The sequence below is a fragment of the Bartonella kosoyi genome (assembly GCF_003606325.2).
In the GTDB taxonomy this organism is placed as follows: domain Bacteria; phylum Pseudomonadota; class Alphaproteobacteria; order Rhizobiales; family Rhizobiaceae; genus Bartonella; species Bartonella kosoyi.
Genome location: NZ_CP031843.2, coordinates 356,858 through 380,961, shown reverse-complemented (window position 1 = coordinate 380,961; position 24,104 = coordinate 356,858). Strand labels below are relative to the sequence as shown.

At 37.5% G+C, this 24,104-nt stretch carries 19 protein-coding genes; 11 read left to right on the top strand and 8 right to left on the bottom strand.

The features are described from left to right. Nucleotides 1–248: 248 nt before the first annotated feature. Nucleotides 249–1,391 carry a molecular chaperone DnaJ gene (dnaJ, locus tag D1093_RS01655; protein WP_120100248.1) on the bottom strand — a complete coding sequence of 381 codons (1,143 nt, stop codon included), beginning with the start codon at nt 1,389–1,391 and terminating at the stop codon, nt 249–251. A gap of 158 nt (nt 1,392–1,549) precedes the next feature. Next, complete coding sequence (gene dnaK, locus D1093_RS01650) at nt 1,550–3,442, bottom strand: molecular chaperone DnaK (RefSeq protein ID WP_120100247.1); 1,893 nt, start codon at nt 3,440–3,442, stop codon at nt 1,550–1,552. Between the two features lie 992 nt (nt 3,443–4,434). Here dnaK and D1093_RS01645 point away from each other — a divergent pair. Continuing rightward, nucleotides 4,435–4,989 (top strand): copper chaperone PCu(A)C, encoded by a 555-nt coding sequence (locus tag D1093_RS01645; protein WP_120100245.1) that lies wholly within the window; start codon nt 4,435–4,437, stop codon nt 4,987–4,989. Between the two features lie 129 nt (nt 4,990–5,118). Here D1093_RS01645 and lysM read toward each other — a convergent pair whose 3' ends face one another. Continuing rightward, nucleotides 5,119–5,574 (bottom strand): peptidoglycan-binding protein LysM, encoded by a 456-nt coding sequence (gene lysM / locus D1093_RS01640; protein ID WP_005774393.1) that lies wholly within the window; start codon nt 5,572–5,574, stop codon nt 5,119–5,121. 385 nt (nt 5,575–5,959) lie between these two features. On the opposite strand from lysM, the gene D1093_RS01635 reads away from it, so the two are divergent. The 6 genes from D1093_RS01635 (at nt 5,960) to thpR (ending at nt 10,941) form a co-directional block, all read left to right on the top strand. Next, entirely contained in the window at nt 5,960–6,682 is a 723-nt protein-coding gene (locus D1093_RS01635) for a response regulator transcription factor (RefSeq protein ID WP_005774392.1), read from the top strand. A 39-nt stretch (nt 6,683–6,721) separates the two neighbouring features. Next, complete coding sequence (locus tag D1093_RS01630) at nt 6,722–8,506, top strand: sensor histidine kinase (protein ID WP_120100242.1); 1,785 nt, start codon at nt 6,722–6,724, stop codon at nt 8,504–8,506. Nucleotides 8,507–8,528: 22 nt separating this feature from the next. After that, entirely contained in the window at nt 8,529–8,993 is a 465-nt protein-coding gene (locus D1093_RS01625) for an HPr kinase/phosphatase C-terminal domain-containing protein (RefSeq protein ID WP_120100240.1), read from the top strand. Between the two features lie 135 nt (nt 8,994–9,128). After that, a complete protein-coding gene (locus tag D1093_RS01620) occupies nt 9,129–9,527 on the top strand; it encodes a PTS sugar transporter subunit IIA (RefSeq protein ID WP_120100238.1) in 399 nt (132 codons plus the stop codon). Between the two features lie 17 nt (nt 9,528–9,544). Continuing rightward, nucleotides 9,545–9,841 (top strand): HPr family phosphocarrier protein, encoded by a 297-nt coding sequence (locus D1093_RS01615; RefSeq protein WP_120100237.1) that lies wholly within the window; start codon nt 9,545–9,547, stop codon nt 9,839–9,841. A gap of 560 nt (nt 9,842–10,401) precedes the next feature. Then, nucleotides 10,402–10,941: an RNA 2',3'-cyclic phosphodiesterase gene (gene thpR / locus D1093_RS01610; protein WP_120100235.1), complete on the top strand. Its 540-nt coding sequence runs from the start codon at nt 10,402–10,404 to the stop codon at nt 10,939–10,941. A gap of 94 nt (nt 10,942–11,035) precedes the next feature. On the opposite strand, the gene grpE is transcribed toward thpR, so the two are convergent. Further along, nucleotides 11,036–11,704: a nucleotide exchange factor GrpE gene (gene grpE / locus D1093_RS01605; RefSeq protein ID WP_120100234.1), complete on the bottom strand. Its 669-nt coding sequence runs from the start codon at nt 11,702–11,704 to the stop codon at nt 11,036–11,038. A 125-nt stretch (nt 11,705–11,829) separates the two neighbouring features. Further along, nucleotides 11,830–12,900, bottom strand: coding sequence for a heat-inducible transcriptional repressor HrcA (hrcA, locus tag D1093_RS01600; RefSeq protein ID WP_005774384.1), 1,071 nt, complete (start codon nt 12,898–12,900; stop codon nt 11,830–11,832). A gap of 483 nt (nt 12,901–13,383) precedes the next feature. On the opposite strand from hrcA, the gene rdgB reads away from it, so the two are divergent. After that, nucleotides 13,384–14,031 (top strand): RdgB/HAM1 family non-canonical purine NTP pyrophosphatase, encoded by a 648-nt coding sequence (gene rdgB, locus D1093_RS01595; RefSeq protein ID WP_120100232.1) that lies wholly within the window; start codon nt 13,384–13,386, stop codon nt 14,029–14,031. Further along, the gene (gene hemW / locus D1093_RS01590; protein WP_120100230.1) at nt 14,028–15,227 is read left to right on the top strand and encodes a radical SAM family heme chaperone HemW; all 1,200 of its coding nucleotides are present in this window, start codon (nt 14,028–14,030) and stop codon (nt 15,225–15,227) included. The genes rdgB and hemW overlap by 4 nt, the downstream gene beginning before the upstream one ends. Nucleotides 15,228–17,096: 1,869 nt before the next feature. On the opposite strand, the gene dapE is transcribed toward hemW, so the two are convergent. From dapE to D1093_RS01575, 3 genes are all read right to left on the bottom strand, one after another. Beyond that, nucleotides 17,097–18,269 (bottom strand): succinyl-diaminopimelate desuccinylase, encoded by a 1,173-nt coding sequence (dapE, locus tag D1093_RS01585; protein ID WP_120100229.1) that lies wholly within the window; start codon nt 18,267–18,269, stop codon nt 17,097–17,099. 231 nt (nt 18,270–18,500) lie between these two features. Further along, the gene (locus D1093_RS01580) at nt 18,501–19,247 is read right to left on the bottom strand and encodes a M48 family metallopeptidase (protein ID WP_120100227.1); all 747 of its coding nucleotides are present in this window, start codon (nt 19,245–19,247) and stop codon (nt 18,501–18,503) included. A gap of 32 nt (nt 19,248–19,279) precedes the next feature. Further along, a complete protein-coding gene (locus D1093_RS01575) occupies nt 19,280–20,059 on the bottom strand; it encodes an alpha/beta hydrolase (protein ID WP_120100225.1) in 780 nt (259 codons plus the stop codon). Nucleotides 20,060–20,253: 194 nt separating this feature from the next. Here D1093_RS01575 and infC point away from each other — a divergent pair, with 194 nt between their 5' ends. After that, nucleotides 20,254–20,772 (top strand): translation initiation factor IF-3, encoded by a 519-nt coding sequence (gene infC / locus D1093_RS01570; protein WP_120100223.1) that lies wholly within the window; start codon nt 20,254–20,256, stop codon nt 20,770–20,772. A gap of 1,511 nt (nt 20,773–22,283) precedes the next feature. After that, nucleotides 22,284–24,050 (top strand): ABC transporter ATP-binding protein, encoded by a 1,767-nt coding sequence (locus D1093_RS01565; protein WP_120100219.1) that lies wholly within the window; start codon nt 22,284–22,286, stop codon nt 24,048–24,050. The last annotated feature ends 54 nt before the right edge of the window (nt 24,051–24,104 follow it).

The window sequence follows — 24,104 nt, the reverse complement described above, 5'->3', positions numbered from 1 at the left end:
CCTCATAACCTCCCACTTCTAAAAACACTTCATGTGTGCAAGAGGCTTACATGGCTTGTATCACCGCCTGAAATGATAATCTTTCACTTTTACGGCACAAAAAAAATAAATGCCGTTAGCACTAAAAATATTATCAGTCATTCAACGCATCCTTCTATGGATAAGTCTTTTTTAAAACATTATAAGCACTCAAAAGCAAGACTTATCCATAAGTGTTTTCTCATTTATTCTGAGAACATTCACATATTTTAACCAGAAATATTTTCAAAAAATTCTTTCATACGGGAAAAAAAACCATGTGATTGGGGTGAATTTTCATGATTTGAGAGCTTTTCAAATTTTTGCAATAATTCACGTTGTTCTTGCGTAAGTTTCTGCGGTGTCTCAATCGTGATATGAATGTAAAGGTCACCTCTTGCTTGCTGACGGCGCAACATGGGCATACCTTTGCCTTTAAGGCGGAATTGACGCCCATTTTGCGTCCCTTCAGGGATCTTAACACGTGCTTTAACACCATCAAGGTCAGAAACTTCAAACTCTCCTCCTAAAGCCGCTGTTACCATTGAAATAGGAACGCGACAGTGAAGATCCGCTCCTTCTCGCTGAAAAAATTCATGCGGTTTAACGGAAAGGAAAATATAAAGATCACCATTGGGACCACCACGAATACCGGCATCGCCCTCACCAGAAAGACGAATACGCGTCCCATCTTCAATACCAGCTGGAATATTCACGCTCAATGAACGTTTTTTTTCTATGCGCCGTGTCCCCTGACATTTAGGGCATGGATCCGTAATCGTTTCACCACGTCCATGACATGTAGGACATGTTCGCTCAATAGAAAAGAAACCTTGTGCAGCACGCACACGACCAGAACCATGACATGTTCCACAAACTTGTGGCTTAGAGCCCTTTCTCGCTCCTGAACCTTCACAAACATCACACGTGAGCGAACTAGGAATATTAATTTCCGCAGTTTTTCCTGAAAATGCCTCTTCTAAGGTCACTTCCATATTATAACTTAGATCTGCACCACGCTCGCGACCATCACCACGCTTACGGTGCGCACCTCCCATAATCTCACCAAAAAAGTCTTCAAAAATATCAGCAAATCCACCACCAGAAGCAAAACCGCTAAAAGGATTTCCTCCCCCCTGACCACCGCTATTTTCAAAGGCCGCATGACCAAATCGGTCATAAGCAGCACGCTTTTGAGGATCTTTCAGAACTTCATAGGCTTCGCCAATTTCTTTGAATCTTCGCTCTGCCTCTTTATCCCCGGCGTTGCGATCAGGATGATATTGCATTGCCAACTTACGAAAAGCAGATTTCAACTTTTTATCATCACATTCACGAGTCACGCCAAGAATTTCATAATAATCAACCTTCATCATGTATTCCTGATAGTTTTCCTGTCATCCATCTTTATGGATAATATCGCTTTTAATCTATATTTTTAGCAACAAAGTTGCAACTTATCTCAAATAATAAAGCCCAGCCTTATCTTTCAAAGGCCGGGTTTATCAATTAATCAACACATAGGCTGACACTATTTCTTCTTATCATTAACTTCTTCAAAATCAGCATCGACAACATCATCATTCTTTGTCTCTGTTTCAGTGTCAGCGCTCGCTGCTTGTGAGGATTCATACATAGCCTGTCCAAGCTTCATACTGACTTCTGCTAATTTTTGCATCTTTGTTGTTACTTCTTCGGTATCACTGCCTTCAAGCGCAGATTTCAAATCAGAGATTGCTGTTTCAATCTGTCCCTTTTCTTCAGCTGATACTTTATCGCCATATTCATTGAGCGACTTTTCCGTTGAATGAATAAGAGCCTCCGCTTGATTTTTGGCTTCAACACCTTCACGGCGTTTTTTATCCTCAGCTGCGTGCTCTTCTGCATCCTTTACCATTTTTTCAATATCAGCATCACTTAAACCACCTGATGCCTGAATACGAATCTGATGCTCTTTACCCGTTCCCTTATCTTTGGCCGAAACATTAACAATACCATTCGCATCGATATCAAAAGTAACTTCAATTTGAGGTATACCACGTGGTGCTGGAGGAATACCAACAAGATCAAATTGTGCCAATAACTTATTATCACTCGCCATTTCCCGTTCACCTTGGAAAACGCGAATCGTCACAGCACTCTGGTTATCATCAGCTGTCGAAAAAACTTGTGATTTTTTCGTCGGGATCGTGGTATTGCGCTCAATAAGGCGTGTGAAAACCCCACCCAAAGTTTCAATACCCAAGGATAAAGGTGTTACATCCAGCAGCAACACATCTTTGACATCACCTTGTAAGACGCCCCCTTGGATGGCAGCACCCATTGCGACAACTTCATCGGGATTAACACCTTTGTGCGGATCTTTGCCAAAGAAATTCTGCACGACTTGCTGAATCTTGGGCATACGTGTCATACCGCCCACTAAAACAACTTCGTCAATCTCACCGGCCTTTAATCCAGCATCTTTCAACGCAGCTTTACAAGGCTCGATGGTACGCTGCACTAAATCATCAACCAGAGATTCAAATTTTGCCCGAGTCAATTTCATCGTTAAGTGCTTGGGACCTGATTGATCTGCCGTGATAAATGGTAAATTGATTTCTGTTTGCTGTGATGACGAAAGCTCAATCTTTGCTTTTTCTGCCGCTTCTTTTAAGCGCTGTAAAGCGAGTTTATCATTTTTCAGATCAATTCCTTGCTCTTTTTTGAATTCATCAGCAAAATAACCGACCAAGCGCATGTCAAAGTCTTCACCCCCTAAAAATGTATCTCCATTGGTTGACTTAACCTCAAAAACGCCATCGCCAATTTCAAGGACTGAAATATCAAATGTACCACCACCAAGATCGTAAACAGCAATTGTTTTTCCGTCCTTTTTGTCCAAACCATAAGCTAAGGCAGCAGCAGTCGGCTCATTAATAATCCGTAAAACTTCAAGTCCAGCAATTTTACCCGCATCTTTAGTCGCTTGACGTTGTGCATCATTGAAATAAGCAGGAACAGTAATAACGGCTTGCTCAACTTTTTCACCAAGATAAGATTCAGCTGTTTCCTTCATCTTTTGCAAAATCATCGCTGAAATTTGTGATGGAGAATATTTCTTACCCGCTTCTTCAACCCATGCATCGCCATTGTCACCTTTAACAATTTTATAAGGTACAAGCGCCTTATCTTTTTCAACCATAGGGTCATCAAAACGGCGCCCTATTAAACGTTTTACTGCAAAAACTGTCCCTTCAGGATTTGTGACTGCCTGACGTTTAGCAGGCTGTCCAACAAGCCGCTCTCCTCCATCAGTAAAAGCAACAACAGAAGGTGTTGTTCGCGCTCCTTCTGAGTTTTCGATAACCTTTGCGTTTTTGCCATCCATAACAGCCACACAAGAGTTCGTCGTCCCCAAATCAATACCAATTACTTTTGCCATATTATAATCTCCATTCAGCAAGCTACCTCAACCTTCATAAAGCATCTTTTTAAGATAGCTCCTCATAACACTTAAAGCCCGTATATTGCTTCAAGCAACATAAAATAATCATAAACCGCAAGTCGCAACAAGCCTCGCTGTCTCGTATATAAGAACAGGATTTTACTGCTACAAGAGAATAATGAGAGAAACATCTCCAAAATAAAAAAAATCTTTTAAAATAGGCACTCTAATAACCTATAAATACCATATTTATGAAAGACTTGAAGTCATAATCTATTTTTTTCGCAATTCCCAACAACCATATCTCTCTTAAAAATTAAAAAGAATAATTGCACACACGTTCTCAATCTCTCATCATTAATTAAGAAATCCCAACATAAAAGCTTTTTAAAAGGGCGAATAACTTATATAATAAAATATTATAAACCTTCACTTAAGAATGAAATAGCCGTCATAACTTATGATAACTACTTTTTTATGAGCCTCTTTCATAGTATTAAACGGTGCTTTTCCATATGCTCATATCGATAACGATATCATCTATCAGCCTCCTCTCAAAAATTCTTCTTCTAATAGCCTTATCATTCATTGTTATTTAAAAGCTGCGCTTTAAATTCATCGAACAAGCTTTTTCTTAATTTTATACTTCTGGAATTTGAAAATATATAAAAATACTTCTGTCAAAACGCTTTAAAGTACCAAGAGCTATCGTCATATTGAGAGTTGATCCAGTGTATGATCTTTCTGTATTGTATTTTTATTCAGTAAAATAGTGATGCACCATAAATTTTTACCATTTACAAATAATGTTGTCAGATGAACACGGAAATGTTGAGAGATGTTTTATCTTTGTAAATCTTATTTTTTCCTTTAAGATCCAAGAATTCTATGATTTTTATTTTAGAAATTCTTTGCTTTTATTTTAAATAAAAAATTTGCTAAAATGAAAAAACATTCAAAGTGTGAATCTTATGAAGGAGGGTAAATCAATGATGGTATCTATTATCAAGAAAATAAAAAATCTCATCTTTAAAAATACAATACATGCACAATATTCATACAAAAAGGTTGTCGCAAATATCGTATGTGCTCTTCTCTTTGCTGGTATAACACTACCCGCAAGTGCCCAGCAATATAAACTTGGTGACATAGAAATTCTCAATCCTTGGGCACGCGAAACACCTAAAGGTGCAAAAGTTAGTAGCGGTTATTTCTATATTATTAATCACAGTAATACCCCAGACCGTTTAGTTTCTATTTCCACAAACGGCGTTAAAACAACAGAAATGCACACTATGGCTGTTGTCAATGATATTATGAAAATGGAAAAAATGCATAACGGTATTGAAATTCCGGGAAATGGTGAAGTCACACTTAAGCCAGGTGGTAATCATATTATGTTTATGGGGCTTTCACAACCCTTCAAGATAGGTGATAAAATTAGTGCAAAATTAACATTTGAAAATGCAGGAACCATTGATGTTGATTTCTCTGTAAACGCTATGAAAACAACCTCACCCTCTCATTCCACTCATGTTCACTAAGCCTTTTTTATTATAAACACACATTTTATAAAATGAAGAAGCGTGAAATTTTTTACGCTTCTTATTTTTGTTTAATGCCCTAAAAGTTTAATGCCATAAAATAAGCAAAAAATTATCCTCTTTGACGCATTAAATATGGTCAACTTCAGGAATACGTAAAACTTGTCCAGGATAAATTTTATCAGGAGATTTTAGCATTGGTTTATTGGCTTCAAAAATAAATGTGTTCTTATTCCCTTGCCCTTTTCCATAAACCTCTTCAGCAATTTTCCAAAGATTATCACCAGACTTAACCTCATAAAAACGAGACGTTTTTTTATGCGTCGTATCAATAACCTTTAATTGCTCAACATCCACAGAAGAAATACCTTGTGAATTGCCAACAACCAGGAGTGCTTTTTCAAGCGTTTCCCTATCTGGAACCTCACCGCTTAAAACAGCTTTACCATCTTCAACTTGAATACTGACTTTTTCTGTATCAAGTTGAAAATGATCAAATGCGGCCTTAAAGTCTTTTTCTTTTGGTTCATGGTCTCCTATACCTAACTTTTCCCCTACAGTTTTAATGAAATTAAAAAATCCCATTATGACCTCCTTTCGTGTAGCAGAAACAAATTTTTGTGCATATATTGCCACATTATTGTCTTTTCTCTTAAAACACATAGGCGGATTTTCTAAACTTCAACAATCAAAACTAAACCTGTTCAATTTTGGGACAAATACAAGAATAAACTTTGCAATAAATTTTAATAAAAAAGCCTTTATGCAAATTTTCTCTCAAACGAAGGGATCTTAATCGACGGAGAAACATTATAAATTATGAAATCAAAACAAGATTTTACAGGAATGATAAAAGGTTTTTTACTTTGCTACAATTTGTATCATATTTGTTTTGCAAAAAAAATGTGAACTCCCATATAAATAAGTGTGGGTAATTTGCTACCGCAGCAATAGAAAGGTCTAAGAAACCATGAAAGATACACCAACAATCACGCAAACGATTGTACTTGTTGATGATGATCGCAATATTTTGACATCTCTATCTTTTGCGCTTGAGACAGAAGGATATCGGGTTGAAAGCTATACAGATGGAGCATCTGCACTCAAAGGTCTCACACTTCACCCCCCACATTTAGCTATTTTTGATATTAAAATGCCCAGAATGGATGGGATGGAGCTCTTGCGTCGTTTACGTCAAAAATCTGATCTTCCCGTTATTTTTCTGACGTCCAAAGATGATGAAATTGATGAATTATTTGGTCTTAAAATGGGAGCTGATGATTTTATTACAAAACCTTTCTCCCAACGTCTTCTCATTGAGCGTGTGAAAGCTATTTTGCGCCGTTCCAATGCACGTAACCAACCACTTTCTACAGGAACTTCTTCTACTTCTTCTCTTAAACGTGGAGATCTTGTAATGGATCAAGAGCGTCATACCTGTACATGGAAAGATAAACCTGTTATTTTAACTGTTACGGAATTTTTGATTCTGCAAACCCTCGCACAAAGACCAGGCGTTGTAAAAAGTCGTGACGCCTTAATGGATGCTGCCTATAGTGATCAGGTTTATGTGGATGATCGTACCATTGATAGTCACATTAAGCGTCTGCGTAAAAAATTTAAACAAGTGGATGATGATTTTGCAATGATTGAAACACTTTATGGTGTAGGTTATCGTTTTCACGAGGTGTAAAACTGCTTTGTCGCAAAAATTTGAACGGCAATCAAATCGATGACAGACAACTCTCAACTGGAAACTCTTAAAAAAACAGCCCCTAACGGTATATCCTCAGCGCCATTTCTTATGTTTGCTCGTTTACACCTTCGAATACAACGTCTTTTTAGACAATTGCTTTTTTCCAGTCTCACGCGTCGCATTGTTATCTTAAACATTGCTGCCCTTGCCGTTCTGGTTACAGGCATTTTATACCTTAACCAATTTCGCGATGGTTTAATTGAAGCAAAAATTAAAAGTTTATGTACCCAAGGAAAAATTATTGCTGGGGCCATTGCTGCTTCTGCAACAGTAGATACAAACTCTATCCTTATTGACCCCCAAAAACTCTTAGAGTTACAAGCTGGTGAAAGCGTTACACCCGCCCCTCAATCAACCGACTCTTGGGATTTTCCCATTAACCCTGAGCAAGTTGCCCCTCTTTTACGACGTCTCATCACACCTAAAACGACACGAGCACGTATCTATGATCGTGATGCTACTTTACTTCTTGATTCGCGGGTTCTTTATTCCAGTGGAGAAGTTTTTAGCTATGATTTACCTCCCCTTAAAACAGAACAAAACATGTGGGATCGCTTGACTGCATGGTATTCAAACACGTTTTATGGCAAAGGGATTGCTCTTGATAGAGAACAAACAAAAAACCGTGGGATTGCTTATCCAGAAGTCTACCGAGCATTAAATGGATCTCTTGCTACCGCCAAAAGACGTAATAGACAAGGTCAACTCATCGTTTCTGTTGCCGTTCCTGTTCAACGCTATCGCGCAGTGGTTGGTGCCCTTCTTCTTTCAACCACTGGTTCCGATATTGATAACATTGTAAAAGCCGAAAGACTGGTTATATTTAAAGTCTTTGCCGTTGTGGGCAGTGTACTTTTGGTCCTTTCGCTTTTTTTAGCCCATACGATAGCTCATCCATTAAGCAAATTATCTGCCTCTGCTAACCGAGTGCGGAATGGCAATAATCAGCGTGTAGAAATTCCTGATTTTTCAATGCGTGAAGATGAAATTGGCCATCTCTCAACCTCTATTCGTGACATGACCAATGCCCTTTATATGCGTATTGAAGCCATTGAACGCTTTGCGGCTGATGTAAGCCACGAATTAAAAAATCCTCTTACTTCTCTCCGCAGTGCTGTTGAAACTCTCCCTCTGGCTAAAAATGAAGAAGCACAAGAAAAATTGCTTGAAATTATTCAACATGATGTGCGCCGTCTTGATCGATTGATTACAGATATTTCTGATGCATCACGGCTCGATGCAGAGCTTGCACGAGAAACTGCAGAGATCGTTGATATGACACCGCTTTTGGAAAGTCTTGTTCATGCCGTTCAGGAAGTATATCGCAATGCACAGACCATCGATGTAAGCCTTAATATTACCCCACGTCCTTATGGAAAAGCTTATCTTGTGTTGGGACATGAGCTCCGTTTAGGGCAAGTGATTTCCAATCTTCTTGAAAATGCACGTTCCTTTATTCCCCGTAATCGTGGCAAAATTTGCATTACTATGAAAAGCCATGCTTCAACTCTTATTTTAACCATTGAAGACAATGGCCCTGGTATTCGTTCAGAGAATATTGAACGTATTTTTGAACGTTTCTATACTGATCGACCCAACGAAGATGCTTTTGGGCAAAACTCTGGACTGGGACTTTCTATTAGTCGGCAAATCATTGAAGCCCACAATGGGACAATTACAGCCGAAAATATTATTGATCCGTCACTTGGAAAATGTAAAACTGGTGCGCGTTTTATTATTATGCTTCCCCTCGTTAAATAATCTTTTACCCAAACTAAAAGACATGAAAAAAAAATGTGAAATACTCCACGCGAATTGCCTTCAATTGGGTGGAAAAGGCCTGTTAATTAAAGGTCCATCGGGATCAGGAAAATCGACCCTCACACTTGCTTTGCTTGACCGCGCTGAGTGGTCAAAACGTGAAGCAAAACTGATCAGTGATGATTATACAATGCTACGTGTGGAAAATGGAAAACTTCATGGATACACGCCCGATAACTTACAGGGTGGTATTGAAATTCGTGGCGCTGGTCTTTATATGATAGAATTTCAAAAGTACACACCTATCGACTGTGTTATTTTTCTCGGCCCCGAATATGAACGTTTTTCCACAAATAAAACTTTTCAATTTGAAGATTTGCACATTCCTCTTTTAAAACTTCCTTCTCTTCGTGAAGCCGATTGCACCGCCATTTGCCAAGCGATTGAAGCATTTTTGTTTAGAAAATTATGGCGCAAAACTGTTTAATTTTTTTCTAAAGATAAAAAAATCACACTTTTTGCCTTTTTTTTGCAAATTTTTCTTGGCAGCAAGACAAAGCATTGTAAAATGTCTTTCCCACCAATATGGTCGGATCTTATTAGTTAACAGGAGTTTGCGTAAATGATTGGACTCGTGCTTGTAACGCACGGTGAGCTGGCTGTTGAATTTTTACATGCCGTGGAACATGTTGTTGGAACACAAGAAAAGTTTGCAACAATATGCGTTCATCCCAATGACGATATAGATCAGCGCCGAGGTGATATTATAGCCGCAGTAACCGATACAAATACAGATCATGGCGTCATCATATTAACAGATGTGTTCGGTGGAACACCATCAAATATAGCTATTCCTGCTATTGAAAAAGGACGCGTTGAAATGATTGCGGGGGTTAATTTGCCCATGCTTATTAAATTGATTTCTATTCGCAAGTGCCCTGATATCTCATTATCAGACGCGTTAAGAATAGCACAAGAAGCAGGGCGTAAATATATTAATGTACCAAGTATGATTTTATAGCGGATGATACAATACTGATGCTTTCTAAAGATGCCCTTCCCTCTCAAATAAGCCGTCATTTCAATATCTGTAATAAACGTGGGTTGCATGCAAGGGCTTCTGCAAAATTTGTACAAACTGTCGGCAATTTTAACGCCACTGTTGAAGTTGAAAAGGATGGAAAAATCGTTGGTGGGTCATCAATTATGGGACTTATGATGCTAGCAGCTTCATCTGGATGCAACCTCACCATTCGCGTTTGGGGACCAGAAGCAACAGATGCTCTTAATGCTCTTGAACAGCTTATTAATAACAATTTTGGAGAGGAAAATTAGTGCTTTCTCACCATAAACGAGGATGATGATTCGTAGAGAATCAAAAATTTTCATCATTATCTTGAATTTTGATTGCTTTTCCCGTTTTTATGCCAAATTTTTTTTACTTTCTTTCCTAACATTATTTCGCCAATTTAAATAGTTGTTGCGTATCATCGCTGTTACCCACCTTAACTGTATGATTGATATCTTTACAGAAAATAGAATTTTGACTTGGACTGAATATGTGGGCTTTTAAGCAAAAGAAAAATATCAAGATAATTTCAAAAATCAGAAATCAATCAATTTTCTTTATTTTCTGCTAACTTCGTATCTTTTCATAACACACAAACAATTTCCAATTGCCCGTCATTGTGATGCATATCGTAAAAACGCGATTTTTATTGGTATCATAACCTTTTTCTTAAAACTAATAAGCTTTGTACACGCATAATTATGATAAGCATTTTTTAGACATTATTTTTCTATACTATTGCCTTATCTTCCTTGATATTTTTCACTTTCAATTTATCTGTCATTGCTCTTGGGATAGCATCTTTTCATTATAAGGAGATAATATTATGGATCGTTTATTTAGTGCCCTTCAAATTCCTCAACAAACAACACAACAACTTGTATCGTTGCAAAATGGCTTACCAAATGCGCAGTGGATTAATCCGCAAAATTTTCACATCACTTTGTCTTTTTTTGGTGAAGTTGAAAGTACTATAACAGATGCACTCAAGCATGCCTTTGATACAATAAAGCTTCCTTCTTTTAGGCTACAAATGAGGGGATTTGATGTTTTTAGTTCGGAAAATGTTCCACATTCTCTTGTTGTTTGCATTGAACCTTGTGAAACTCTCAATCTTTTGCACGAAAAGATGCAATGTATTCGTAACCATTTAGGTCTAGCGCCTGATGAAAAAAAATTTACGCCGCATATTACCGTTGCGCGACTGCTCGATATTAAACCTGATGACCTTCCTCCTTATCTGTCTTCTCGGGGTGATTTTTCATTTCCTCCTTTTGAGGTTGATCATTTCGTTTTATTTTTATCACCATATCCCTCAAGTGATACACCATATATTGTAAAAGGGTGTTGGCCACTTCAAAGGTAAAAGGGTGTTTGTAACACCCTTTAAAGTGCTTTGATTGAAAAAGATCCCATACGTCAAAATTGCAGAGAATGCTGCATTTTACGTTGGAGGACTGTTATTGATGTGAAGCCTTATCAGTTTCAATAGAAGCTTCTTTTGTTCCTCCTTTGGCCACACCCACGATTGCTGGACGTAAAACCCTCTCTCCGATAATATAACCAGCCTGAACTACTTGTTGAACAGTGTTATCGGGAACATCAGCATTAGGAATTTCAAACATCGCTTGATGAAAGTGAGGATCAAATTTTTGTCCCTCTGGATGAATTTTCTGCACCCCATGACGCTCTAATGCTGCCATCATGGCACGTTCAGTCATTTCAACACCTTCTGCCAATGATTTCAAACCAGCATCACTTTCCCGTGCACCTTCTGGAATCGCTTCCAAAGCACGATTGAGATTGTCAGAAACAGATAACATATCCCGTGCAAAATTAGCAATGGAATAAGCCTTCGCATCCGCTACATCACGCGCCGTACGGCGTCGAAGATTTTCCATATCTGCAGCAAGACGTAAAAGCTGATCTTTCAACTCTTTGTTTTCATCCTGCAAAGAAACTAAAGGATCAACCTCATTACTTTCTTCTTCAACCTCTCCGTGTGCTTCTGTTTTATGTGTTTTTAAAAATTCATCCGCTGCTTGTTTAAGTGTATTACGATCAGCTGGATTTTTTAAATCGCACTTTTCAAATGAAGCGTCAGTAAACTTGTTTTTTTCATCAGACATAAAAATTCTATTCCTTCATAAGATTTGTTATTCTCGATATCGAAATTTTACAGACAAAAATCAAGGGGTATTAATGCATATTAATACAATGAGCTTCTATAGTACAAATACTTACCTGCATCATTTTAACGCAATAACTGTGACACAAGTTGAGCTGTGTAATCAACCATAGGCACAATCCTTGCATAATTAAGCCGTGTAGGACCAATAACGCCTAACGCACCAATGACTTTTTGTTGTGAATCACGATAAGGTGCCACGACTAAAGAAGAACCAGAAAGTGAAAATAACTTATTTTCTGAACCAATAAAAATTCGCACCCCTGAACCTTCATCCGTTAAATCGAGAAGCTGTGCCATACTCTCACGCGTTTCAAGATCATCAAACAAATGGCGTAACCGTTCTAAATCTTCTTCTGCCTTTACATCTTCAAGCAAATTACTGCGTCCACGAACAATGAGGTGTATTTTATGATCAGCACCTTCTCCTCCCCAAAGAGCTAATCCCGTTTCAACAAGATGATGTGATAAATCATCAAGTGCAGCCCGTGTTTCTGCGCATAGGCAAGCAATTTCCCCTTTTGCCTCACTCAATGTACGCCCTTGAATATGAGCATTGAGAAAATTCGTTGCTTCTGTTAATTGTGCATGGGTAACCCCTTCTGGCAAATGAACAATACGATTTTCAACCTCACCTTGTTGAGTCACTAAAACGGCAAGAGCATGCTCTCTATCAAGGCGCACAAATTCAATATGTTTCAATGTTCCTTCTTGTTTTGTTGCAAGAACAAGCCCTGCTCCACGAGAAAGATCTGAAAGAACCCGGCTTGCTTGAACAAGAAAATGTTCAACCGATTGTGCATGACCTGCCTCTTTGACTTGCATTTCAATATTTTCTCGCTCTTCGTTTGGCAAATCACCCGCTTCCATAAATGCATCAACAAAAAAGCGTAAACCCGATTGGGTTGGCATTCGCCCTGCTGAAACATGCGGGGCATAAATCAAACCGAGATGTTCAAGATCACTCATTACATTGCGAATCGTCGCAGGTGATAATGTCTGTTGCAAAAGTCGAGAAAGATTGCGTGACCCTACAGGTTCACCATCATTAAGATAGGCTTCAACAATATGGCGGAAAATATCACGCGAACGCTCATCAAGATATTTTAGTTCATTATCAATAGGCTTGTGCTTCATCACAATTGTTTCACTACTTAAAAAACATTCTTCTCTTATATAAGTTTTGCCAAGGTTTGGTCAAATAATCTAAAGTAGTATAAAAATATATTATCCTATTGAGCCATAAAACACCATCTTTTAGAGCGGTGATATAAGCATATAAATTGTGCATGAGGTGTTTTTTATTAAAGCATGTGATTGAATATTTAAGATAGGAATTGGTCTCTTTAGGGGCTTACCAAGAAAAGCTCGATTGTTTATAAACCACCGGAAATAGAAATTTGGATCTTTACCATAACAAGGCTTTCATAAAAAAATCGTTTCTCCTGTCTTTTCAATCGTTGTCTTCACAAAATACGAAAAATTTTTATTTGAATAAAATAACATAAAATGTGTAAAATAACCTTATCATGTAAAATCAGGCAGAATGTGTGTATGTGAGCATTTAAGCTGGTTTTTAGCGCAAAAATAGTTCCCCCTTTCATTTTTGGAGAAATCTATATGAGAAGCATAGCAGATAAAAAACTTGTCATTGCGACGCATAACGCCGGCAAATTACATGAAATCAACACTTTGGTTGCACCTTTCGGTTTAATAATACAATCCGCAAAAGAGCTTGACTTGCCAGAACCAAAAGAAACAGGTACAACATTTGAAGAAAATGCTTATATTAAAGCTTTTGCAGCAGCAAAAAAGACAGGACTTCCTGCCCTCTCTGATGATTCAGGCTTAGAGGTCGATGCATTGGATGGTGCACCGGGCGTTTATACAGCTGATTGGGCGATTCAAGCCGATGGTACACGTAATTTTTCAAAAGCAATGCAAAAAATAGAAGGTGAACTCCAAAAAGTCGGAGCACGAGAAAAAAGCCAACGAAAATGCCGTTTTATATCCGTCATTTGCATTGCGTGGCCTGATACTCACGCAGATTATTTCCGCGGATACGTTGAAGGGACATTCATTTGGCCGCCACGGGGAGATAAAGGCTTTGGCTTTGATCCTATTTTTTTACCAGATGGATATGAAAATACCTTTGGAGAAATGTCAACAGAGCAAAAACACGGCTGGCAACACAATGGTATTCCCCCTCTTTCACATCGCGCACGAGCTTTTAAACTTTTGGCTGAAAACCTTTTGGCATTCTCATGAATGAACCTTTTGGCATTTATATTCATTGGCCCTTTTGTGCTGCTAAATGTCCCTATTGTGACTTTAATTCACATGTTCGCCTCCATGGTGTTGATCAGCCGCGTTTTGTCACCGCCTTTGAGCGCGAAATAGAAACGCAATATAAAAAAATAGGTCCACGCCATATTACGAGTATTTTTATTGGTGGGGGAACCCCCTCTCTTATGGAGCCGCAAACTGTTGATGCCCTCTTGCAAGCACTTGCAAGAAAGTGGGTACTTGATGATAAAGTTGAAATTACATTGGAGGCTAATCCATCCAGTGTGGAAGCAGAACGTTTTCGCGGATACCGCGCTGCAGGTGTTAATCGCTTATCTCTAGGAATACAAGCGCTCAATGATAAAGCATTGCGCAAACTTGGCCGACTCCATAATGTAGAACAAGCTCTTTATGCTATTGATTTAGCAAGGAAAATTTTTCCACGCTTATCCTTTGATCTTATTTATGCTCGTCCCGAACAAACCCTAGAACAATGGAAATCTGAACTTGTACAAGCCATTGATTTGGCAGCGGACCATCTTTCTCTTTATCAATTGACAATCGAAGAAGGAACCGCTTTTAAACGACTTCATGATGCAGGAAGGCTTATCCTTCCCCCATCAGAGCTCGCAGCAGATCTGTATCATCTTACCCAAGAAATAACAGCTCTGTATGGACTTCCTGCCTATGAAATCTCAAACCATGCCATGCCTGGTGCTGAATCAGCACACAACCTTCTTTATTGGCGTTATCACCAATATGCAGGCTTTGGTCCAGGAGCACACGGTCGTTTTATTGAGAACATACCAAATCATTCTACCTCCTTTTCAAAAACATCTTTATCACACATTGAAAACTATGAACGTTATGTCACTATCAATGAAAAGAATCCCGAACAGTGGCTTGAATTAGTCGAAAAAACAGGGCATGGTTGTATTGAAACAGAACGATTAACTCTTCAGCAACAGGCAAATGAAATGCTCCTTATGGGATTACGCCTTTGTGAAGGCTTGGAACTTACACGCTATGAAACCTTAAGCTCCAAACGCATCCCAATGGAAAAACTTATCAATTTACAACAGCAAGAATTGGTAGAAATGGTGAATAACCAACGCTTAAAAGCGACAACCAAAGGACGTATTGTTCTTGATCACATTATCAGCCAACTTGCAAACTAAAAATTTTATAACAACACTTTGATTTTAATGATAATTATCATTTTTATAGCAAAAGCAAGACTAAAATATCGTAAGATTTTTTCATTTCAAAACTATTTATAATACATTAATGGCAACCATTCATTTACCCCTTAAACGTAGGAAATTTTTTGAATAAAAACTATAAAAGGCGTAAAAATGCTTTTTATGAACAGCTTAAAATGCCAAAAGCTATCGCAATATTTTGAGCTAGAAAGTCTATGATGATCTAACGTTCTTTTTCATAAGCGTATTTTTACTGTTCATTAAATGTAACTTTTTACAAATAAGCTGGTAAGCTGGCTCAATTTTGAGTTGGCAAAAGCAACCACCCCAATTTTGGGGGCATTAACTTTAGAATAGAACATTCTTTAAACATAGAGCATTCTTTAAACAATGTCTCTTTTGACTCAAAATTGAGTAAAATTCCGTACCTTATGATATTATAATGGTTTTGAATTTTACTTGCTTATCTTTGTCTCAATAGGTGCTCCCAATTTTGGGGGGAATAAAATCACTCAGTCATATTTGGGCTCAGTGCTTTTAAACTATAACTTTTAAAACGTTTTTTAGTACCAAGTCTAAAGTAGATAGTAATTCTACTGCCATGACATTCTTCGCTTCCATTTTTTTATGGAAGCAAATACAGTTCCGTTTTTAAAGATTAACATAGCTGTTGTGATAAATACTATATTTATACTGATTTCTTATCGTTTTCTAAATTTTTAGAAAGCGTTTTAAAATCGATCTTGTCTTTAATCCTTTTATGCAATCTTTTAAATTAAACTTATAAGCTTATAACAGTTTCAAATGATTACCTCTAATAGGTAATAAGATATTGCTATAGCATTTTTAGATTTTACGCTTCTCAATTTTGAAAACTGTAATTTTATGTTTTTATCATGTGATTAACAATCCAATCTTTAAAACAAGATGTGATCTTTAAACGTATGATATCGATATTTTCAAACGATTAAATTTTTAAACAATGTGATTTGTGCTATAATAAAAAACGTATTATAAAATTTATAAACTGTTATGAATGATATCTGCTGTTCATTTCATTTGAATGCACACATGCGTTATAATATTTACATGATGATTTGCTTTTTATGGTCTATTCATACATGGCAATCTTATATAAAAAATGGTCAATTTAAACATGCATAAATGTGTCGATTCTTAAGTGGTTTCATATAAAATAATTGCACAGAACCTATTGGCTTTATTGTATTTTTGTTATTATATGGATTTGCGCATGTAAAGAGAGTGATGCTCTGTAGATTTTATATTACACTATTCATAAGCACCGTTGAATGTAACAAACATTGAGAAAGTTTCTTTAAAACAAGCATGTGAATACAATATAATGATATGTTTTTTTGTATAAGAGCACATGGAAATCATATTCAGAAATATAGTGAAAATGGGCACATTTACGTTGTGGTAAATTTTTAGAAAAGCGGCATATTCTTATGTGTTTTTATGGCTTTAACCTGTTGTCACATCAATTGTGATATTAACGCTCGCTGTTTTCCATATACGGACTGCACGTTAATTTCTTTCATACACCTTAAAGGACGCGTATTCTTAACCCAATCTTGTCTGTAAACAGCTCTATTTCTTAAAACAGCTTTTATTTGGTTTTCCACTTATGTATTTCACTGAACTGAAGGATTTACGAACAAAAGTCCCAGCTTAAGAATGCTCCCCACGTGCTCTAAAACTACCTAATACAATTAAGTCCCATCCTCTACCACTACACCTCAAATGATAATGCTTTGTGGCAACAAAAGAATTTTATGGCAAAACAAAATAAGGATATTGTTAAACTGAATAATTATTTCTTTTTTATACAAAAAAATCAACAATAAAACGCTCATAAATAACAGTGAGTGTTTCTACTGCATCAAGGGCAATACATTCATCGACCATATGCATCGTTTGCCCTGGTAAGCCAAATTCAACCACGGGGCAATAATCCTTAATGAATCGCGCATCTGAAGTTCCTCCAGACGTGGAACACTCTGGTAAACTCCCTGTTACACTTTTAATAGCATTGGACAAAATTTGAATCAGCTTATCATTTTTGGTCAGAAAAACATCTCCTAAACTTGGAATCCATTCAAGCTGATAACAGGGATATGGACCACTATTATTTTTTTCTTGCACCAAAGAAAGACGCTTTTCAATTTCCCCCATCAATGTTTCTTTTGTCCAAAGATCATTGTAGCGTATATTAAAACGAATCGTTGTCTGCGCTGGAATAACATTGACTGCCAAATTACCGGTATCAATGGTTGTTAGCTCTAAATTACTGGATTGAAAATTCTTTGTCCCTTGATCTAAAGCCGTTTGTGTTAATGCTTGAATAAGCTTACTTGCCAAAGGCAAAGGATTAGCAGCCCGCTCTGGAAAAGCAACATGACCTTGGCGACCTTTCACGGTAATGATACCAGAAATCGAACCGCGGCGCCCAATTTTGATAACATCACCAACAGCCTTTACGCTTGTTGGTTCTCCCACAAGAGCCGCAGTCCATTTTTCACCTTTTTTTTCTGCCCATTTGAGAAGTTTTACCGTACCATTAATAGCAGGCCCCTCTTCATCCCCAGTAATCAAAAGGCTTATCGTTCCTTTAATGGATTTTTTCTCAAGAACGCGCGCGAGAGCCGCAATAAAACAGGCGATACCGCCTTTCATATCAACAGCACCCCGCCCATATAATTTTCCCTGATCTATAACAGCTTCAAAAGGTGGATAAGTCCAATCTTCTAATGCACCTGGCGGTACAACATCCGTATGACCCGCAAACATAAGATGGGGTCCTTCGTTTCCCATTTTTGCATAAAGATTTTCAACATTATCTGTATTTTTATCCGTAAAAATAGGGCGCTCAACATGAAATCCCATTTTTTTCAAAAATTGTTCCAACGTTGATAAAGCCCCTGCTTCATGAGGTGTAACAGAAGGACAACGAATCAGTGCCTGTAATAGCTGAAGCGGATCTGTAAGAACAGACATAAAAACCCCTTCCCATTTGTTATAAATTATCGGAACTTAAGGGTATTACGCTGAATAGCAAAAAAGATAAAGTAAAAACATTGAAGACACTCAGCAAACCAAGCAGGGGAGGACAATCGTGCTGAGAGCTTCAATGGCTTCCTCATCATGCATGACGAAGCACACACACAACGAAACGCTCAACAAAAAGTTCCGTTAAATATTGCTCTCATTTGCAAATTTGCAAATTTTTTACGCCTCTAATTTATATGAATCAAAATTAATGGCGTGTAGTCTATGGGCATTTTCTTTCAACCAAGCACGATACGTTTTACTATCAGGGCAAAGTTTCTCACAAAGAGCCCAAAATCTTGGTCCATGATTCATTTCAACAAGATGAGCAACTTCATGAGCGACAACATACTCAACAACTTCTTTTGGAGCCATAATAAGGCGCCAAGAAAAAGAAAGACGCTTATCGATGGAACAAGATCCCCAACGACTTCTCGTGTCTTTATAGCAAATGGATTTAACTTTCCGCTCTACCTGATGAGCATAATGTGCCACCAAAGGTGTTATAATAAGTGCTGCTTGTTTTTTTAAAACATCAGCAATGCGTCTTGGAAGATATTCTAATTGACCATAAACAATAATTTGAGGACCTTTCTCCGCATTTGCTGTAATGATTTCTGTTACTCCACGTCCTTGCTCATGCTTTATGGTATGGGAAATACCCAAGATAGGAATTGTTGCCCCCTCTTTGAGATAGGTATTTTCATGAGAAATTTGTATACGCGTAAGGCGTGTCTCAATCCAAGACCGATGTTTTTCAATAAAACTTTCAACCGTACAGAGATTTATCGCTGGTGGTGTTGTTATACAAATCTCTTGACTTCTGGCATCAATACGTAAGGTAAGACGGCGCACGTGCCTATTTTCCCGCACGCGTATAGGGATAGCGCGATCAGAAAAAATAAAATACTTTTCAGAAGTGCTCATATATTTATCTTCATCATCAATAAATAGCCCCCTTATTTTGCATTAATCTGATTAATTAGAGATCTCAAGGCTGTTTCTAGACAATCTAAATCCTGTGGACGAGAAAAACGGTGATCTGCATCACGTACAAGTGTCAATGTTACGTCATGAAGAGGTAAATGATCAAGTAAAGTCAGTGTATGCTGATAAGGTATCTTATCATCTTCCATTCCTTGGAGAATATGAATTGGACAGCCAACATCAATACATCCTCTCATGACACAATTTTCGCGTCCATCTTCAATCAATTTTTTTGTAAAGGGCATCGGCTCCTCATCACCAACAGCGGGTCGTTCAATATAGCCTTTTTCTTCCAAAATTTTCCATTCTTCAGGGCCTAATGCTGGTTCCACCAATGTTTGCGTAAAATCAGGTGCTGGAGCAATTAATATCATACCAGCAAGCTTCTTATTTTTCTGCGCTAGCATCATTGCAAGCCTTAAAGCAATCCACCCCCCCATAGAGGAACCAACCAAAATTTGCGGCCCCCCACAATAGGTTTCAAAAGTTGCTAAACTTTCGCTCACCCACCGTGAAATTGTTCCTTGAAAAAAATCTCCTTCAGATTCCCCATGGCCAGAGTAATCAAAACGTAAACAAGACAAATCATGCTTTTGAGCAAACTGATCAATCAACATCGCCTTACTTCCCAACATATCGGATTGATAGCCATGAAGCCAAACCAAGCCTGGAGAGTGGCGCCCTTTGCGATGGCGTACCGCAAGAGCAGTGTCCTCAAACGAAAAAAACTGGCAAGGAATATTTTGATTCATGATTCTTTTCCTTCATAAAACAATTTCTTTAAATCAAGAGAAAAACTTTTATAATCTAAATCACTTAAAAAAGTAACAAATCAAATAATGAAACAGACACGAATTATAGTTGTTTTTATGTGCATAATTGTATATTAAATTAATCGTAGTTGAATCAGAATTAAGGAGCATAAACCATTCGTAAACCGTTTAAAATGACACCTAACCAAAAGGACGGACCACGTTCAAATCAGGATATTCGGGTGCCTCATGTGCAGCTTATTAATGATGAGGGACAACATCAGGGGATCGTTGCGATACAAGAGGCTCTTGCTATGGCCGCAGAAGCTGGACTTGATTTGGTTGAAATTGTACCAAATGCGGAACCACCCGTATGTAAAATCATCGATTTGGGCAAATTAAAGTATCAAACTCAAAAAAAAGCTGCAGAGACACGTAAAAAACAAAAAGTCATCGAAATCAAAGAGATTAAGATGCGTCCGAATGTTGATGTTCATGATTATGGAGTCAAGCTCAGGGCTGTCCATCGCTTTATCGATCATGGTGATAAAGTAAAGATTACTTTGCGTTTTCGTGGTCGTGAAATGGCTCACCAAGATCTTGGATTGAAACTTCTTCAGCGCGTGAAAGAAGATACAAGTGAAATTGCCAAGATTGAATTGGAGCCAAAACTTGAAGGGCGGCAGATAATGATGGTGATAGCGCCTAAATAGTTTTTCATTGGAAGAGTGTCTGTGTGCAACTCATCAAGATGAGCATATAAGTATGTCCCGCAGAAGCGCCACGTTATGGGGTGATGTGGTGCTTTTAAGTTTTTGTAAATGTGTATAAATCATTTTAAGAGTTTAATAGTGCTTTCTCGATTTATAAGAAGAATTTGTTATTTTACATATTAAATGAGAGAGCGTCAGAATCGTAAGATATTTTTCATTTTCAGCTCTCTTAATTCATGGAATTCAGCAAAAATCATTTTCTTGTACATCACAAGCAGAAATAATGTGTAAAATATTAAAAAAGTAGAAATATCTTTTGTGAACCATTTCAAATGCCAAAACCTATAACAATATGGAAACTGGTAAAGAAATGATAGGGTGTTAATTTGAACTTTTGCAATCATAAAGATAACGGTGCTCTTTAGCACTACCACCATTATCTGTTACTTGCAATAGCAACGTATTGGTTTATAAAGATTTTTCACTATTTTGCATGTTGGATGAGATTCCCGAATATCGTAAGATTCTTTCATTTCGAATCTGTTTCATGTTGAATCAATCAAGATCACTTGCTTATACATAACAAACAGAGAGAGCCGTGTGGATAAAAATTGTATAAGAAAAGTCGCAAAAATACCTCTTATGCATCGCTCTAGCAACACATCCACGAGAGTTGGCAAAGTATGTGACGGCTCCCGCTTGTTCCTTCATAAGCTTAAAAGATGGGAGACTCAATAACAACACTTTACCAAAAAGCATTCAATAAACCAGAGAATAAACCCGTATTTATTTTTCCAAATAAAAGATCATCTGTTCATTACAACTTTCCCCTTATTATTCCCTCTATTGTCAGAATTCTCAGCAACTTTAGTCACTATCTCTTTTAAAGATGAATCGTTTTGTTTATTGACTATCAAAGCCTTTAAAATTTTTTTATTCCATTGATTTTAATCTAACCTTCTAGAAGGTAAAAGGATAAAGCAAATACGCAACGTGATAGGATGAAAATGATGTATTTTAAAATACTCCAAGCATGAAAAACTCCTTGCGCGATATTTTACATGGAGCGAATTTACATGGAGTGAAATAGAATAACATATTAATAATTTATATTTTTGCTTCTCGAATAAGAGAAGTGAATATTGTAGAGTTTTCTTATTTTAAATCTTTTCAATATGAAATCATACAAAAATATTCGTCTGTGCGTCACAAGTGGGGAGAAATTATATGCACGAAATCGTACGCTTCTTATGAATCTTTTATAGCAACTAGGGACAGTTGCAATATGGGAATACCAATAGAATGATGGTATCTATATCTTATATATATAAATGAAATAGTGGTGCACAGATAATGTATGGAGAATTTTACGTTACACGAGGCACCGTCGCATGAAAGAGTATGACATGCATTGAAAGAAGAAAACTCTTTTTGTAAAAAAAATTAAGGGACTTTTTAATTAAGAGCGCTTCAATCTTGCATAAAACAACAAGAAAATATAGAAGCACTGCATGGCCCAAAAAAAACTTTCCTCTTTTGACAAACATCTTATTATCCGCCTTTTGCGAGAAAATTTTCATAAACATGCGCGTTGGTACAGTGCGGCTATTATCTCAATGATCATCATTTCCTGTACAACTGCAACCAGTGCGTGGATTATGCGTGATGTTGTTAATTATATTGTTGATGCGCAGAATTTTGCTATGATCGTTTTGACTTCTAGCTTTATTGCTTTTATCTTTATTCTTAAAGGGATTGCAACTTTTGCCCAAACTTACTTTTTAAGCAAAGCAGGCAACAGTATCATTGCTGAACAACAGCGCAAAATTTATGCGCGCCTTATGGAACAAGGTGTCTCTTTTTATCATAATAACACGTCATCTGATCTGCTTGTTCGCGTAACCCATAATGCGACAGCCGTGCGTAATATCGTTGATACTATCATCACAACTTTTGTACGCGATTTGCTTTCCGTTAGTGGTCTGTTGCTTGTCATGTTTATTCAAAACTTTGTGTTAATCTCCATTACTTTAATTGTAGGACCACTGGCTTTTTTAGGTGTTCGAATGGCTTTAAAACGCGTTCGTCGCCTTATGGAAAAAGAACTTCTTTCACTTGGTGAAATTATCAAAATCGTACAGGAAACAGCTGTTGGTATTCGAGTCATCAAGGCTTTTTCACTAGAAGAAGTCATGAAAAAAAGGATGGACAAAGCCATTTGTGATGTTGAAAAACAAACAAACAATATTGCAACACTTGAAGCTATTACCAATCCGATTATGGAAACACTCACAGGTGTCGCCATTGCGGGTATTATCTGCTTTTCCGGTTACCTTGCCACCCAACGTGCAGGTGTTCAAGGTGAATTTATGTCCTTTATTGTTGCTTTACTTTTAGCTTATGAACCCGCAAAAAGACTAGCAAATGTCCGTATCAAAATTGAATCCGGCTTGGTCAATATCCGTACGATGTTTGAAATACTCGATCGTCCCCTTACAGTTATAGAACATAAAGAAGCTAAAGATCTGAATAAAACGCAAGGAGCTATTCGTTTCGAGCATGTTTCTTTTGCCTATACTGATAATAAAATGGTATTAAAAGACATCAATCTAGAAATAGAAGCTGGAAAAATGACAGCATTGGTGGGGCCATCTGGTTCAGGAAAGTCAACCCTTATAAATCTTATTATGCGCCTCTATGACCCCACAAAAGGACGCATATTGATTAATGATCAAGACATCCGCTACACAACTTTTCGTTCTCTGAGAAACCTGATGGCTTATGTAGGGCAAGATACTTTTCTCTTTCAAGGAACCGTTAAATATAATATTGGACTTGGAAAAGAAGGCGCTCGTGATGACGAAATTATCGAAGCAGCAAAAGCAGCAAATGCTCATGACTTTATTATGAATTTGCCAAATGGTTATGATACACAGATAGGCGATAATGGCTGTAATCTTTCAGGGGGACAAAAACAACGACTCGCAATTGCTAGAGCAATGATTCACGATAGTGAAATTCTGATTCTTGATGAGGCAACAAGCGCGCTCGATTCACACACCGAAGCACAAATTAATGAAGCCATTCATCATCTTACCAAAGGGCGCACAACGATTGTTATTGCTCATCGCCTTTCAACGATTGCTCGCGCCCATAAAATTGTGGTCATACAAAATGGGCAACTGATTGAACAAGGGACTCAGAAAGAATTGCTCGCAAAAGAACATGGGTTTTATAAAAAACTTCATAACATTCAGTTCAAAAAACACACATCCTAATTTCTAAGTTTTTAAATAAGATTTAAAATAAAAAAATGGATAGAAGCTGACATC